General features: G+C 47.2%; 9 protein-coding genes. 6 read left to right on the top strand and 3 right to left on the bottom strand.

The window, feature by feature from the left end; all coding sequences use genetic code 11:
* Positions 1-255 precede the first annotated feature (255 nt).
* Positions 256-1,167: a helix-turn-helix transcriptional regulator gene (locus tag AC50Y5_RS14040; protein ID WP_494861426.1), complete on the bottom strand. Its 912-nt coding sequence runs from the start codon at positions 1,165-1,167 to the stop codon at positions 256-258.
* Positions 1,168-1,267: 100 nt separating this feature from the next.
* Between AC50Y5_RS14040 and AC50Y5_RS14035 the strand changes: the two genes are divergently transcribed.
* From AC50Y5_RS14035 to AC50Y5_RS14025, 3 genes are all read left to right on the top strand, one after another.
* A complete protein-coding gene (locus tag AC50Y5_RS14035; protein ID WP_494861424.1) occupies positions 1,268-2,233 on the top strand; it encodes an alpha/beta fold hydrolase in 966 nt (321 codons plus the stop codon).
* Positions 2,234-2,507: 274 nt separating this feature from the next.
* Positions 2,508-3,887, top strand: coding sequence for an FAD-binding oxidoreductase (locus AC50Y5_RS14030; protein ID WP_494861419.1), 1,380 nt, complete (start codon positions 2,508-2,510; stop codon positions 3,885-3,887).
* Positions 3,888-4,247: 360 nt separating this feature from the next.
* Entirely contained in the window at positions 4,248-4,817 is a 570-nt protein-coding gene (locus tag AC50Y5_RS14025) for a hypothetical protein (RefSeq protein ID WP_494861417.1), read from the top strand.
* Between the two features lie 225 nt (positions 4,818-5,042).
* On the opposite strand, the gene AC50Y5_RS14020 is transcribed toward AC50Y5_RS14025, so the two are convergent.
* Positions 5,043-5,933, bottom strand: a complete 891-nt coding sequence (locus tag AC50Y5_RS14020; RefSeq protein WP_494861415.1) for a hypothetical protein — start codon at positions 5,931-5,933, stop codon at positions 5,043-5,045.
* 407 nt (positions 5,934-6,340) lie between these two features.
* Entirely contained in the window at positions 6,341-7,306 is a 966-nt protein-coding gene (locus AC50Y5_RS14015; protein WP_494861413.1) for a helix-turn-helix transcriptional regulator, read from the bottom strand.
* Positions 7,307-7,412: 106 nt separating this feature from the next.
* On the opposite strand from AC50Y5_RS14015, the gene AC50Y5_RS14010 reads away from it, so the two are divergent.
* The 3 genes from AC50Y5_RS14010 to AC50Y5_RS14000 all read left to right on the top strand — a co-directional run bounded on the left by AC50Y5_RS14010 (position 7,413) and on the right by AC50Y5_RS14000 (position 15,249).
* A complete protein-coding gene (locus tag AC50Y5_RS14010) occupies positions 7,413-7,892 on the top strand; it encodes a GyrI-like domain-containing protein (RefSeq protein WP_056036206.1) in 480 nt (159 codons plus the stop codon).
* Between the two features lie 23 nt (positions 7,893-7,915).
* Positions 7,916-8,377, top strand: coding sequence for a DUF8821 family protein (locus AC50Y5_RS14005; protein ID WP_056036209.1), 462 nt, complete (start codon positions 7,916-7,918; stop codon positions 8,375-8,377).
* Between the two features lie 869 nt (positions 8,378-9,246).
* Positions 9,247-15,249 (top strand): DUF7601 domain-containing protein, encoded by a 6,003-nt coding sequence (locus AC50Y5_RS14000; RefSeq protein WP_494861410.1) that lies wholly within the window; start codon positions 9,247-9,249, stop codon positions 15,247-15,249.
* Positions 15,250-15,257 lie beyond the last annotated feature (8 nt).

The raw sequence follows: 15,257 nt of genomic DNA, 5'->3' as shown, positions 1-15,257 counted from the left end.
AACGATGGGCCTGATGTTGAAGTTGACGTACCAGCGGTACCAGGCTAAAGGCTTCCTGCAAATGAATTGAAGGGTTGTCCACTATAATCTGTTTTAGTATGAAAGCTTGCCGGTACAGACTGAGCGGAGAACCGTGCCATAAGTGACGGCGAAAAGTTGAGTTGAGGATTGAAGCTACGATGCTAAATCTATGAAGAAGCGCGTAAAGACCCAACTCATGTGGAATCGGTCATATAGGCCGAGACGAGACCTTGATCAGGAATAGTTCTCCATCATTTGATATAAATAATTTCGAAAATCTTCAACATAGGCTTTGGGCTCTACAACTTTTAGATGAGTGCCGAAGCTTGCTAATAATTGAAATCCCATACGGTTTTGAGGGACATAAAGGGTTGCTAATAAAAATCCAGAACTATGGTCTTCAATACTTCTTCGACCATACCTTTCGATGATTTGATCTTTTATGCTGGGCGATATCCGTGCCTTAATCGTGACGAATTGCGGTACATAATTTGCTTCGTGTCCTTGCTCTGACCAATCGTCTCTAGGATGAAACGCGCGTTCATCCATAGTAATAGGATCGATTCGGAATAACTTGAATGTTCGATATCCCTGTCGATGTAAACAGAATCCTCTCAAGTACCAACTCGATTCGCTAAAATGCAGCTCATAGGGCTCGATCATTCTATTCGTTACAGTCCCGTCTTTATCTGTATAATTAAACGAAACCAGCCTTTTCTTTAATATGGATTCTTGACATGTCTTTAAGGTTTCAACAATCTCGGACCGACCTTCCCAATCATAAAAAGACAGTTGAATGGTACGATTCAGAGACAATGGACTAACCATTGCCTCTATTTTTTTTATCGTCCTTTCAACTTCTTCAGTAAGGAGGATTTGTTCCAATCCACCGAGTGCAGTTAATATATTCTGTAAATCGGAGCTGCTTAAAAGGCGTTTATCAACCTTGTATTCATCCATTATGCCGTAGCCGCCTTTGACCCCAGTGACAGAGTAGATCGGGATGTTCGATAAGCTCAATGTTTCCATATCGCGAAGGATCGTTCTTTTGGAAACATTGAATAGTTGTGAGAATTCCTTTGTAGAAACAACCTCTTTTTTCAGCAATATCATGATAATCGAAATGAGTCTCTCCACTTTATCCATAATTGCCCTCTTTTTTTCTACATAATTTCAGAACGGTGCCACCTAGATGTCACCTTTTGTCCATTATACTACATGTATCACAAGAAGGAGGTTTTGATTTATGTTTAATCCAACTGATTTTCCCAAGCCCACCCTTATTTCAGTCAACGGTGTGGAACTCGAAGTCTTTGAAGCAGGCCGACAAAATGCCGGAAAACCCATTGTCCTCTGTCACGGCTGGCCAGAGCATGCCTTTTCTTGGCGCCATCAGGTGGCCGCCCTTGCCGCAGCGGGCTACCATGTCATCGTCCCAAACCAGCGGGGATACGGCAACTCATCCCGTCCGACCGAAGTAACAGACTATGACATTGAACACTTGTCAGGTGATCTCATCGCACTACTCGATCACTACGGTTACGAAGACGCCACCTTTGTCGGTCATGATTGGGGTGCAATGGTCGTTTGGGGACTGACTTTATTGCATCCAAACCGTGTAAGCAAAGTGATAAATCTGAGCTTGCCTTACCAAGAGCGCGGAGAAAAACCCTGGATCGAGTTCATGGAAGAAATACTTGGCGGCGACTTCTATTTCGTCCACTTCAATCGACAGCCAGGCGTCGCGGACGCCGTATTCGAAGACAATACGTTCCGGTTCCTTCGCAACCTGTACAGGAAGAACGAGCCCCCCACAGAGCCTCAGCCAGGTATGGCGTTGATCAAACTCGCCAGAGCAGAAACACCACTGGGTGAGCCCTTGATGAGCGACAGCGAACTGGCCGTTCTCGTCTCTGCTTTTGAAACATCAGGGTTCACGGGCAGCATAAATTGGTACAGGAACCTTGACCGCAACTGGCGCTTATTGGCGGAGGTGAACCCAATCATTCAACAGCCGACTCTCATGATCTACGGCGACCGGGATGCGGTTCAAAAGTCAGAAAACTTGACAAAGTTCGTGCTCAATGCGGAAGTGGTCAATCTGGATTGCGGTCATTGGATCCAGCAAGAAAAGCCGGAAGAAACAAACCAAGCGATTTTGAGATGGCTGAAACAGCAGGATGCCAAGGTAAATAAGTGCATTTCGTCATAATTCACTTCAATTTAATTAATATCCCTTGGTAAGGAATTCGGTGAGTTATTGAGTTCAAGTGTTTGATGTTCATTAGATGTACTAGAAGGGCTATCCCCACAAGGGATGGCCTAAAAAACTTGCCGTTACAGACAGCGCGGAGAACCGTACCATAAGTGACGGCGATTTGAACTATTTTACGATACAAACAGGGCGTTTGCCGCTACTAGGTCAAGTATCCCTACATAAGCTGATGAGAAAGGCTAATGCCATGAACAGGGATGGTGTAAAGTGGATGACACAAAACCGGAAAAAGCGAGGTACACGATTAACAGGGCGGCTCGTATTTCCGGGCAATCCGTCATATAATGCCGCCAGAATGGAGTTCAATAGGCGATTTTCCAAATTTCCAAAGGTCATTGTTTTTTGCAGACGAACTCAGGATGTGATCAACGCAGTCAAATGGGCTCGTGAGCATGGTGTACGGCTGCGAGTACGCAGCGGGCGGCACAGCTATGAAGGTTTTTCGGCTGTAAATGGCGGTATTATTATCGATGTAAGCGAGATGAATAAGGTTAAGGTTGATCGAAAAAATAGGGTGGCCATAGTACAGACGGGAAATCCACTTGCCCGAGTGTACAAAAAGCTGTGGAATAAGCGTGTGGCACTTCCGGCTGGGACAGCGCCCGACGTAGGCGTAGCCGGGCTTACCCTGGGAGGCGGTATTGGACTTCTGTCCCGCAAATATGGACTTACGTGCGATAACTTGAAACAAGTGAAGATGGTCGTAGCTTCGGGGCTGTATGGAGCAAAGACGATTGTGGCAAACAAGAGGAAACATTCCGATCTATTGTGGGCATCACGAGGCGGCGGGGGAGGAAACTTTGGCGTTGCTACAGCCTATACTTTTCGGGTTAGACCCATTTCAACGGTTTCTATATACAGCGTCACTTGGAAATGGGGCGATTTGGAGAAGGTGCTGCCGGTTTGGCAGCGCTGGGCCCCGTCTGTCACGAACCGCTTAACCTCAACCATTGAGGTGGCTGCCAAGAAGGTCGGAACGATTGAATCTACCGGGCAATTACTTGGCGGTGCAGAGGAGCTGCGTCGATTGATTAGACCGCTCTTGCGAGCTGGCACTCCGGTGAAGGTGCTGGTGAAGACAGTGCCATTTATTAAAGCAACCAAATTTTTCGCAGAATCGGACCTGAATTTGGAGCCGAAATTTAAAATAAGCGGGGCTTACGGGCTTCAACCTTTGCCTCGTGAAGGAATACGAATTATACGTGATTTTTTATCCAAAGCACCCAACAGGCATTCTACCGTGTGGAGTCAAAGCTTAGGTGGTGCAGGAAGCGCGGTGAGTCGAGTATCGCCTACTGCAACCGCCTATCCTCATCGGAAAGCTGAGACCATCTACGAACTGTCAGCACGCTGGAGGAACAACGGGGAGCAGAAGCGGAATATTCAGTGGGTGAAAAGGTTCCGCAGAGCGTTACGTCCCTTTGTTAAGGGGGATTATGTGAACTTCCCCGATTTACAGATTAAGAACTGGCCCAAGGCGTATTATGGCGTGAACTTTGGCAGATTGAAGCAGGTGAAACGAAAGTACGATCCACATAATGTATTTCGTTTTGCTCAGAGTATTCCAGTGGGTAAACGGGTCAGAAAATGATACTCGCACCAGAACTAATTGAAGCAAAGGAGCTGACAGCGGCAGCTCCTTTCGCATTTTTCGCCAATAGCCCCATTAAGCTGAACCGTATCATAAATAAGGGCAAGCTCTTTTTGTAGCGGAGCGCCTCAGGGTAGCACTTCCGCGCGATGCAAAATGACAATGTCCGGCCCTGTTTTAATGATTCTCAATCTATATACCTCCTGAAAAGGGGGCTTGGCTCTAGTTCACGATTATGATATATGTACCAAAAACTGCTTGAATCGGTTTCAAGCTAAAGGGTAGATCATTGCAACATTCCACCTGTTTAAGAAGTCAATAAGGATGTATAAAAAAACATCATGAGAGCAGGTGAGAAAATTGAAACTTCGTTTACTCACGTTAATATTTTTTTTCACTACCGTATTTTTTGTTTCAAATGGACAAGAGGCTAAAGCTTTGTCCTGTGCTGAAGTGGGAAGTCCCAAAGAAGCATTAGAGATATATAGTGGAGCCGTTTACGGTGAAGTTAAGCAAATAAAGGTTGACTTGAAGCAAGAGGGGTTTACGGGGACAAAAGAAAAAATTAAATATCTTATAGTAGAAGTTGAACGAAGTTGGAATATTGAAGTTGACTCTCAAATCATTGTCGCAACTGACTACAATTGGGGTTTTGAATTCAGGGAAGGCAAAAAATACTTAATATACGTTAGCGAAGTGGATGGCGAATTAAGCAGTAGTCCGTGCAGTTCGACAATCGAAATGAATAACCTGAGCCAAGCAACTGAACTATTCGGTGAAGGAGTTCAACCAAAACAACAAGTAAACTTAGAACACAAGATGTGGTTTATGTTTGAGCAGGATATCGATTTGTATATCGTAGTTGTAATAGCAATAGTACTTGCGGTCATTATAGTCTTTTTCGTAAGGGCAAGAAAGAAAAAATTCTAAGTGTAATCTTATTGCATATGGGTATGATATTTGAATAAAGCGGGAAAAAGAAAGGACCATCCCTCAAAGGATGGTCCTAAATCTTGCCGTTACAGACAGCGCGGAGAACCATATTACAAGTAACGGCGAAAAATTAATGATTAGCCCTGAAATTAAAGTGAAGCTAGGGAGATATGGAATAAAATCATACCCTTCCAATGATGGCAGCTGTTCAGGGCCGCAAAATCAACCGTCCGACGGGGCGTACTTCCCCACGTCCGGCTCGAATGCCGCTCCGCTTGCCAGGTCCAGCTCCACGTGGGTAGTTCCGCGACCGTCGGTCAGCACGATCATTCGCGACCCGACGAGGGGAACGCGGTCGGCGCTGGTGCGCATGTGTGCTGAGACGACACGAGAAGCACCGTAAACGATATAATTTACCTCAACCGTGAACAACGGGAAATTAAAGAGCCAACTGTTAGTAAAATTGACGGCGGTCAACGTCCCGGTGCATGACGAACCCTCCACGCGGAGTCGCTCGATGTCCGCCTGACGCCGCCGGGCATGGGCGATAGAGCCGGGCAACCGCAGGAGCGTAATGGCGGCCCAGAGGGCGAAGCTAGCTCCGACGACTGCGCCGAGCTCTAGCGGGATCGTCGGCGATGTTGCTATGGCCTCGAGGTCAAAGGGGCGCGACAGGTCGCTTGTCAGCGTCCAGAACAGGAGGACTCCCGCGACTGCTGCGAGCCCTCCTGTTACCGATAGCGTCGCGAACAGGCCGGCCACCCTGGTCTGTCCGAACTGCTCAATCGATCGCGAGTACACTCCGCCGCTCGTACCTATCGCGACGAACAACAGCAAAACGGCGACGCCGACTGTGACCGGATGACCGAGGAGCATGCTGATTGCCGGTGTCGGCGCCATGCCGAGCAATGCACCGAACGGCACGGAGCCTGTCAGCGACCACAGTGCAGCAGCTGTAAGCAGCCACGGCATTAACGGAGCCGCGCGTCCGACGCGACGTCCCGGCCGGAGCATAGTCATCCGTCCGTTCTTATCCGAGGTGGAAAACAGCGGCAGCGTCTCGAAATGTTCTTGCTGCCCGTGCTTCTGCTGACCCTCCGCAGCATCCCTCATTGGCATCGCCCTCCCGAGAAAGCTACTCGCACCCAGAGCGGCGGAGGGGGATTCCCCGCGACGCGGCCGGGATGATCAACTATAAAATGGAGGAGCTTCTTCCCCTTTTCTTCCTCATTATTGAACGTTTTATTGTAGGTATAATGATATTCTAGGTGCCGTAATAGAAAATTCAACTTCCTATTATCTTCGTACTCAGCCATACACATCTTCCCCCCCCAATATTTCTTATCTATATTTTACCACTATAAGGCTGCCCGCTGTAAATACCCCCAAGTAGACATGCATTTCAAAAATGCCTAACCATACGATTAGTTAGGGTTATTCGATGTGAATAAAGAAAACAACACGTAGTGCGCTATGCACTCGTGTTGTTTCGTTGTTAGATGGAGGTGTTATTATGGTTTTCAACGGTTTCCTAAAACATCCACCCTCTCCTGCAAAATCTCCAAAACCTCTTTCGGCACCTTCCTAACCTTGATGTCACCCCCTAGAAAAAGCAGCCAATTTGTTATTTCAGCCAATTCCTCCGCATGATGAACATTGATAAATGTTTTTAGAACAGCTGTAGTTTGATAAGGATTTGTGTATGAAATGGAAATATGTAAGGGATAGTATTTTTTGTACTGGGCAATCGCCTTTGGACCGAGTTCGAGGACCAGGTTGATGGCTTCTTCCTGCTTGCTTAGTTGTTCGACAATCATCTTCTTGCTTATTCTTTTTTTCTCAGGGTATGGTTTGACATCGGTGAGATTGTCGACAGGAATGATCCGCCTCTTTTCCTCATCTAAGTCAAAGCCTTCAATTTGCCATGAGCTTTTTTCACGATATAGATGCATGAGGTAAATGGGATAAGACTTTAGTTCTCTTCCTTCTTCGACGGAAACCACTAAATAGCTGTCAATAAGAAGAATTTGGATGAGTTGTTCTAAAGTAGGATGGGGCAGATCTGTCAGATCAAGCAGGTCGGGATTGTGGGGGTTGGTTCCTTCGAACAGCAAAATTTGATTTAACAGAACAAGATCATCCTGCTGGTTTTTCGGGATGAGGCCGAGTATTTTTTCCGCTAAAGATTGGCGACTCTTAAGATAGGGGAGTTGTTGGTTTCTTGTGGCCATAAAGGCAATAAAAAGAGCTTTAATTTCATTATCGGTAAAGCGGACAGTGGGTAGGACAGAGTTACTCATGACAAAATAACCCCCGTCCCTCCCGACTTCGGCGACAAGCGGCATTCCCATCGCCTCAATTTCTCTGACATCTCTAATCGCCGTCGAACGAGAGATGTTGAATTCTCGCATGATTTCAGAAATAGTAAAGTGGGCGCGGTTGTTGATGTACCGCATGATGATGTTAATCCGTTCAACTTTTTTCATGTGTCCCTCTAAACAGTATCATATTTTGACATGATTTATAGCTATTATAAACGTATCAAGTGAAAAAACAAATTATTTAGTTCATTCAAAAAAAGGAGTGTTGATCATGGCAGTGTATACCCTTGAGGAAAAAGAAAGCTTTATCGTTCTAGGTATTGGCACGGAGTTGAAGAGCGATTACACAGATTATGCCGGCATGAATAAGGAAAAGGAAAACTTTTGGCGGGCAGTGGAGCAGGATGGAAGGCTTAACGCTTTAAAGGCCATTGCCATGAATGACTACATTTTTGCCGTGAACGAAGCTGTAAATCACAAAATGATGTATTATGCTGGTGTCATGACAGAAGCATCGGTACCGGAAGAGCACAGAGTTATTCAATTTCCGAAGGGGCAATACCTCGTCGTTAAAGGCGAAGGAAATACGGCCGAAGAGATGAGCAATAAGCTTACAGGTATTGCCTTTGGTCAAGTCTTGCCAGAAGCCCAAATTTTCGCCTATGTTGGTGGACCCAATGCAACGGTTGAGATGGGGCAGCGAGACGGCCTCGTCTATGGTGAAATATGGATTCCTGTTGTTAGAAAATAAACGAATTCATTGGAGAGATGAGAATGTCCTATATCGTTGATTTTAAAAATGTGTCTACAGTTGGTTTAGAGTCTTCACCTGTAGCAGAAGCGCTAGCTGGTTTACGTGCTAATGAAGCCCGCTACTTTATGAACAAATACAAACATGAATTTACGATCGTACCCGCAAGCGAAAGTCAGGAAAACCTTGAGTATGTGAACCGCATTTTGAAAGAGCGTGATATTGCGTTTACGGCCAAACCTTTAGAAACGTCGCGTTTTCAAGTGGAAAATATCCAATTTACCTACGTCTTTTATGAGGATGGTCTTGGCATTAATGTCATGTATACGGTTGATGACCCTAAGAAGCGGGCCGTTGGTTTTAAGCTTGCTGAGGGGATGGAGGTACCAAAGGAGTTGGAAGGGAAGTTTAAGTTTGCTAGGCAGAAGTCTAAACTAGCTGGAACCATTCGGGGCTCGTTTTTTGTAATTAAAGGACAATATTAAAGTAAGTAAAAGCGTAAGCGGGCAGATTTGAGACTACTAAGCTTACTTGTTTTTGATATTGCAAGGGGCTCATTGCAGTAACTTCTTTAAAATGAGTGTGCAAGGAAGATGCGCTCATGCTAGCAGTTGTTGCTAGCTAGCTCATCAATACGCAGAGGCTTAGCGTAATCTCGGTTAATGAGAGTAATCACTTTAGCAATCCGTTGGGCATTACTGCCAATTACAGCGAACTGTAGGACGGAAGCCCTCTGTTCATCTTTTAAAATCGTCCGGTAATCGGCAAATGTACGGAGGCAACCATTTTATCCCGGTGCTTTCCGTACCAGCTTCCTAACCAAAGAATCATTGGTAATCTCTTCAAATCGAGCTCGGGATATTCGGCATCACGATTCCCCACCTGCACAAGAGCAGCCTGCTCGTCAAGATTCGGACCAGTGACAATTGACCGACGTATCTCCTCGCAGCATAGCCACAGACGAGTCCTGCGCCATTACCGGCAGGCTCGTTTTGCTTTTTACAGTACCGTTTCCGAACACCCTCTAATGGAATAAAATTTCTAGAAAAACACAATAAATCACACATTCTCCACACCCCGAACTATGCATATAAAGGAAAAAACTCACACGAGGAATAGGCCAAATTTTTTTTGGTTTCTCAAAATTAATGCGATGTTAGAAAGCTATTATTGCGATCTATATTTAACGCTTTGAAGTCTGTCAGTGGTTGATTTTTATTGAAATTTAAAAGGAGAAGGAAATTATATACATTGTAGAGATTTTGTAGAGTCCAGGTTTTTAAACTAGGAAAGAAAGTGTCGAAATTTGGGTGGAAGTATATCAGTAGTTTCGGGAATGGAGGAGAAATGTGTCTTGAAACGTAAACGCAGCATAGGTAAAGCAATACTCTCTTTCTGCCTGGCAATTATGCTTGTCTTGCAGACGGTGGCATTCTCTGTCCCTGCATATGCGGAGAGCGCGCCGAGTGCGGACGAACCGCAATCAGTAACTGAGGCAGTGTACGATGTGCCGAACAATTCCATAATGATGGCGGCAGCCGTGACGGACAAAACGGTGGTGTTCATGGATGCTAATTCAACCTTTCCGCTGAAGGTGACGCAGGGAGCTGAAATTGCTCCAGGCGGTACAATTCAGGGCCGACAGGCATTTACCCTCAAATCAGAGGGCCTCAAGGTGCCGGTAAAGGGGGATTATGCAAATACGCCGGATGAAAATGACACGACCAAGTACATTCAGAAGGGAGACTCGATCGAGCTAAACAGGGATCCCTACTTCAAGGAAGTGGTGCTGCCAACAGCAACCAAATCCTTGATGGCCACAACTGATTTTGGAGTGAAACAGCTTGGCACCGCTTATTTCACCCCAAATAGCATCAAGATTGTATTTAATGGCGACGATTGGTTTTTCAATGGTGTTGGAAAAGCGGTTACCTTCGGCTTTGAAACCACTGCCAATTCGGATGTAACGGGCATAAATTACGGCGATACAAAGCCTATCTCGATTTTCGGGGGAGCGTATGAGCTAAAGAACCCTGATGTTACGCCGGCGTACAGCATTAGCTTGACAGGAAACAACTGGCCAAAGAATGGGAGCTGGACTTGGTGGTATGTGACCGTGCCAGCCTATCAGGATGGTTATCTGACCATCCAGTCTACTCCATCCTCCTTTGATGTGCTTGATGCAGCAATCAAGCTGCCACTAGATGGGATGACTTTCTATACGAAGCCTGCCGATTACCGAATGGTCTATGTACCGGGCTCCTTCAAGGTAAACGGCACTACGGTAGAGCCAACCATAGATGCTGATGGCGGGCTGAGCTACATCTTCCCAGCGGGAACTGGTGTGGACCCGAAGGTTGAGTATCAAGCATGGTTCAATAAGGATTTGTTTTATAAAGAGTATCGGGGCGTGGGGCTTGATCCCGGTCGATCTAATGGACAGCGTTTTGATCCAAAAGTTGAACTGAGGGATGAGAGTGCTGCTGTAAAAGCCAGCGCAGTACGGGAAACGTGGGTAGCACCCGACTGGATTCAAGCCTCGGCTTCATATGACCATCCAAATGAAACGATTACATGGAAAGTAACAGTTAACCAATATAACAAAAAAGGGTTAAAGGACTTTTCTATAACCAATGTATTACCTGCTGGGCTGGAATTTGAATCGGCTGCATGGAAGACAACGGTAGATGGCACTGTATCTGAAGAAACACAAATTACACCAGATTCAAACGGAGTTTATTCCTTTGGGGATATTAACGGTAAAGTAGAATTAGTAATTAAGAGCAAGGTGAAAAGCGGTTCCAGCTTCAGAATCGATCCTCGTGCCAACTGGAATTTGGATACACCAAATGGCATACAGAACAACGATGTAATGACTGGCACAAGACCTAACGCAGTGACTGACGAGGCAATTGTCACCATTGGGGCGCACACTTTTACAAAAACAGGCGCTATTACGATGGAGGATTATAACCTGGGCAGTATCACATGGACCGTTAATCTAACGCCACAGTATGCTTTGCCAAATGCTGCGGTATACGATGTGCTGGTGCATGGCGGAGATTTGAACGTCTTGGACAACGCTGTGGATGAAACGGGCGAAGTGAGTGCGGAAACGATTGCGAAAATCAAAGGAAACGTCAATTCTGCGCAGCTTTGGAAGCAATACCAGTCGGGAACTTTGAAGACCAATGCAACTAGCCTGACCATGAAAAATATTCCTTTGACCGTGGACGGTAAAGTGGTGGCTGATTTGATCAAGGTGACCGGTTATACCGAAGTAGCTTCATCCTTCAGCTTCCGTGCCCTTGAGACCAACACAGACATCCTCTTCAGACAGGATATTAACGCAGGGAAAACAATCTGGAATCGGGCTTTGCTCATTGACGGCGAAACCGTAAAGCAAGCGCAAAACAGCGCCAACCTTCACCTGCGTATGCTGAACAAGGATATGCTTACGGCATCCTACCCTATTAAGGGGGATGGGACGGCTGACACATGGTATACTCCGAACAACGTTCAACGCTATATCGGTTATGACAGCTCATCAAGCGGCGATGCATACACCTTAGCTGGTTATGACCGAATAACTAAGACGGTCACCTTCCGCCTAAGCATCAATATGCCGGGCTACAACACAGTCGAAATGGCGAAAGACGGTGGAAGTCGGGTTATCACCGATGTTAAGCTGGTGGACACCTTGCCCGAGGGTTGGGAGTTCGTTCCTTTTGGAGAGGGAAAGGACTATGAGCTTTATAAGGGCTACTCGGATAATGTCAGCGGCACTGGCTATGGGGTCCGAAACAACGCCGTGTCAATCATTGAGCCAAACAGTCCTGCTCATGTGGCGAGTTTCTCCCATAGCGGCAATGAAGGCACCTTTACCTTCTCCAAGTTGGAAAGCCCTTATGTCATTCTGGTTAAGGCAAGACCTTCCAATACGGCTCTAGAGAAATATTTAGAGGAGTACACCACCAACGGCACAGACAAGCAGGTGCTGTATAACAAAGCCGACCTACATATGACATGGGGCGGAGAAGAGAAGGTTCTCACCGAACAGCGCAAAGTTATTGTACCTATTCAGACTCTGGGCAAATCGGTAACTAAGCCAGTTCCAGGGGTGCTGGAATGGACGGTAAACTATACCCCGCCATTCAACATGGAGCAGGGTGTTTATTTACAGGATACCCTAGGTGCAGGTATGAATCTGCGCTATGAAGTAAACGGAAAGCTTGTGCTGACAGCGCCTAGTATGGCAGTCTATCCTGCTAAACTGACTGCCGGCGGTGCTCTTGAACGAGACGGTGCTGCACTGAATCTCAGCGACCCGAATTCAGAAGTTCAGGTGGAGGCCGGGCCAGGTGAGGGCGGCACCACGGTTCTATTATTTAAAATGGACGACCCTAATAAGTTTTACCAGTTTGTGTACCAAACCGAGGTTGATCCTTCTAAAGCGAATGCTGGCGATAAAATGGGCAACGAGGTAAAGCTGATGGGCGATGATAAGCTGAAATCTGTCAGTGCCAAAAGTGAAAGCACGCTGGACAGTTCAGACGTGGCCGGCAGTTCAAGCTCCAATGCCCTGCTGCCCCTGAAAAAGGTAGATCCCGACAACAATCCGCTAAAAGACGTAGAGTTTACGCTCTATAAGAAAGGCGACGGAACTCAAGTCGCTAAAGGAACAACCGATAGCGGAGGAAAACTTAATCTGCTATTCCCAGATCCAGGGTATTATGAGCTGAAGGAAACTTATATTGACACAACGACATGGTTGCCAACTACGAGAATTTATCAGGTTTACGTCGGGAATACGCCTGGAAAGCCCATCTGGGTAGACGGTGTGAAAGTAACCTCTGATAATCCGTTGGTCGTGCCTACGCCAGCGCAAGGAAAGCTGACCATCAGCAATAAGGTGGAAGGAAACGGCAGCGACTCTTCCAAGAATTTTGAATACACCGTGAACTTCACCGGCGAAGGCAAGGACGGAGAGTACGCCTATCAGAAGTCGGATAATACGTCTGGCACGATTAAGAGTGGAGACAAGATTACCCTCAAGGACGGAGAATCTCTGACGCTCCCTACATTGCCTGCGGATCTGGTCTATACCATAACGGAGGCCGATTATACGACCGTTGACGGTTATACCATCACGCCGGATACGAGAGAGCTGTCCGGAACAATCGTGAATAAAGGCGACCACAAGGTGGACTTCATCAATGAGCGAACCGTTAACAAGCTGACCGTCAGCAATACGGTCATGGGCAACGGCGGCGACAAGACGAAGGAGTTCGAGTACACCGTCATCTTTGAGGATACAGGCAAGGATGGAAGCTACTCTTACTTGAAGTCGGGCGGTGGCACAGGTACGATCAAGTCCCGTGATACCTTCAGGCTCAAGGATGGAGAGACACTGGATATTTTGGATCTGCCTAAGGGTCTGAAATATACCATTACCCAGAAGGAATACACAGCCGACGAATACGTGACCATTCCTGAGGAACGGTATTATACCGGAATCGTGGAGGGCAAAGATGAAGCTGCCCCGTTTACGAACTTGCGAGTCTTGAAGGGCGGCCTACTAATCAGCAACACGGTTAAAGGCAAAGACGAAGACAAACAGAAGCCGTTCAAGTACACGGTCACCTTCACAGGCGAAGGAGAGAGCGAATCCTACTCCTATGAGAAGTCAGACGGCAGCAAGGGCACAATTAAGAGCGGAGAGACCTTCGAGCTTGCAGATGGCCAGACGCTCGTTGTGCAAGGACTTCCGACAGATCTCCAGTATAAGGTGACCCAAGATGATTATACGAATGACGGCTATGTGACGGATCCCGAAAGTCTCGTTCGCACAGGCACCATTCCGGAGAAAAAAGTGGCCGAAGCACACTTTGTCAATACCCGCCCGTATCTGGAAGGCGTACTGCGTGACAACAACACAGGAGAAGCCATTCCGAATGCGCCCATTACAGTGACCGATCTGAAGACAGGCAAGGAGCTTCAGGTGGAGACGAATGAGAAGGGTGAATATTCGGTCCCAGTCACAGCGGATACCGACTATACGATCACATATACGAAGAGGTATCAGATAGGCGGGAAGGATGTCCCTGTCGAGTTCACGCAAAAAGCAAATGTGGACGGCAGCGTAACGGAAGAGACCGTTCCGGCGGACATTACGGCGGTAGGGATCGTTCTGTTCAAGCAGCCGGATGGAGCGAAAGAGCTATTCAACGATTCGTTTACCAGCCATATGCATATCTATTTGAAGGATCAGCACGGCAATTATATTATGGAGAACGGTCGTCCCAAGGCATTCCCAATGGCTTTGAACGGAACTTTCTCCGTGGAAGGGCTAAGCGAGCAGAAGTACACAATGGAAGTTCGTTATAAAGCTGAGACCGGCGAGGAACTGCTCCTCAAAGTGACGCAACTGGACGTGAAGGCTAACGGAGAGTTGAATATTTCCGAGGAATTGGTCGACCCTTACGGTACGGTTTATGATGAAACGACAGGAAATGCCAACACTGGCAAGAAAATTGATGGAGCCAAAGTTACATTGTATTATGCGGATACGCAGCGGAATAGAGATAACGGCCGCATTCCGGATACGAAAGTAACGCTTCCTCAGGTTCCGAATTTTCCGCCGCACGACAATGAGAGCCCGGAGCAGGATAGCGACGCAAATGGCTTCTATGCTTACATGGTGTTTCCTGAAGCGGATTACTATCTGATCGTAACGAAGGACGGATACGAAACGCACAGGAGTGATACGATTTCTGTCGATTTTGACATTGTAAAATACGATGTGCCAATGAAGCCGATCAGTTCCGGCGGCAACGGTAACGGCGGAACCGGCGGCAACGGTAACGGCGGAACCGACAATGGTAACGGCGGAACCGACAACGGTAACGGCGGAACCGGCAACGGCAACGGCGGAACCGACAACGGCAACGGCGGAACCGACAACGGCAACGGCGGAACCGACAACGGCAACGGCGGAACCGACAACGGTAACGGCGGAACCGACAACGGTAACGGCGGAACCGACAACGGTAACAGCGGAACCGACAACGGTAACAGCGGAACCGACAACGGTAACAACGGAACCGACAACGGTAACAGCGGAACCGACAACGGTAACAACGGAACCGACAACGGTAACAGCGGAACCGGCAACGGTAATAGCGGAACCGACAACGGTAACAATGAAATCGGCAACGGTAACAACGAGCTGGACGATGCTCCGTTGACTGGCGACAACAGCGTACCGCCAATCTTCTATATGGCTTTGGCGCTGATGTCTTTGATGACGATCGGATTCTGTCTACTCGGTAATAAGAAGAAAAAGCACATCCAGTGATCGGAAAG

It is taken from the genome of Paenibacillus sp. JT22N7, from assembly GCF_059383875.1.
This window is presented reverse-complemented; position numbering and strand designations above follow the sequence as displayed.

What these genes read in the sequence shown, in the direction of transcription:
- AC50Y5_RS14040 (WP_494861426.1), bottom strand. Translation starts at nt 1,167, where the DNA reads ATGGATAAAGTGGAGAGACTCATTTCGATTATCATGATATTGCTGAAA.
- AC50Y5_RS14035 (WP_494861424.1), top strand. Translation starts at nt 1,268, where the DNA reads ATGTTTAATCCAACTGATTTTCCCAAGCCCACCCTTATTTCAGTCAAC.
- AC50Y5_RS14030 (WP_494861419.1), top strand. Translation starts at nt 2,508, where the DNA reads ATGACACAAAACCGGAAAAAGCGAGGTACACGATTAACAGGGCGGCTC.
- AC50Y5_RS14020 (WP_494861415.1), bottom strand. Translation starts at nt 5,933, where the DNA reads ATGAGGGATGCTGCGGAGGGTCAGCAGAAGCACGGGCAGCAAGAACAT.
- AC50Y5_RS14015 (WP_494861413.1), bottom strand. Translation starts at nt 7,306, where the DNA reads ATGAAAAAAGTTGAACGGATTAACATCATCATGCGGTACATCAACAAC.
- AC50Y5_RS14010 (WP_056036206.1), top strand. Translation starts at nt 7,413, where the DNA reads ATGGCAGTGTATACCCTTGAGGAAAAAGAAAGCTTTATCGTTCTAGGT.
- AC50Y5_RS14005 (WP_056036209.1), top strand. Translation starts at nt 7,916, where the DNA reads ATGTCCTATATCGTTGATTTTAAAAATGTGTCTACAGTTGGTTTAGAG.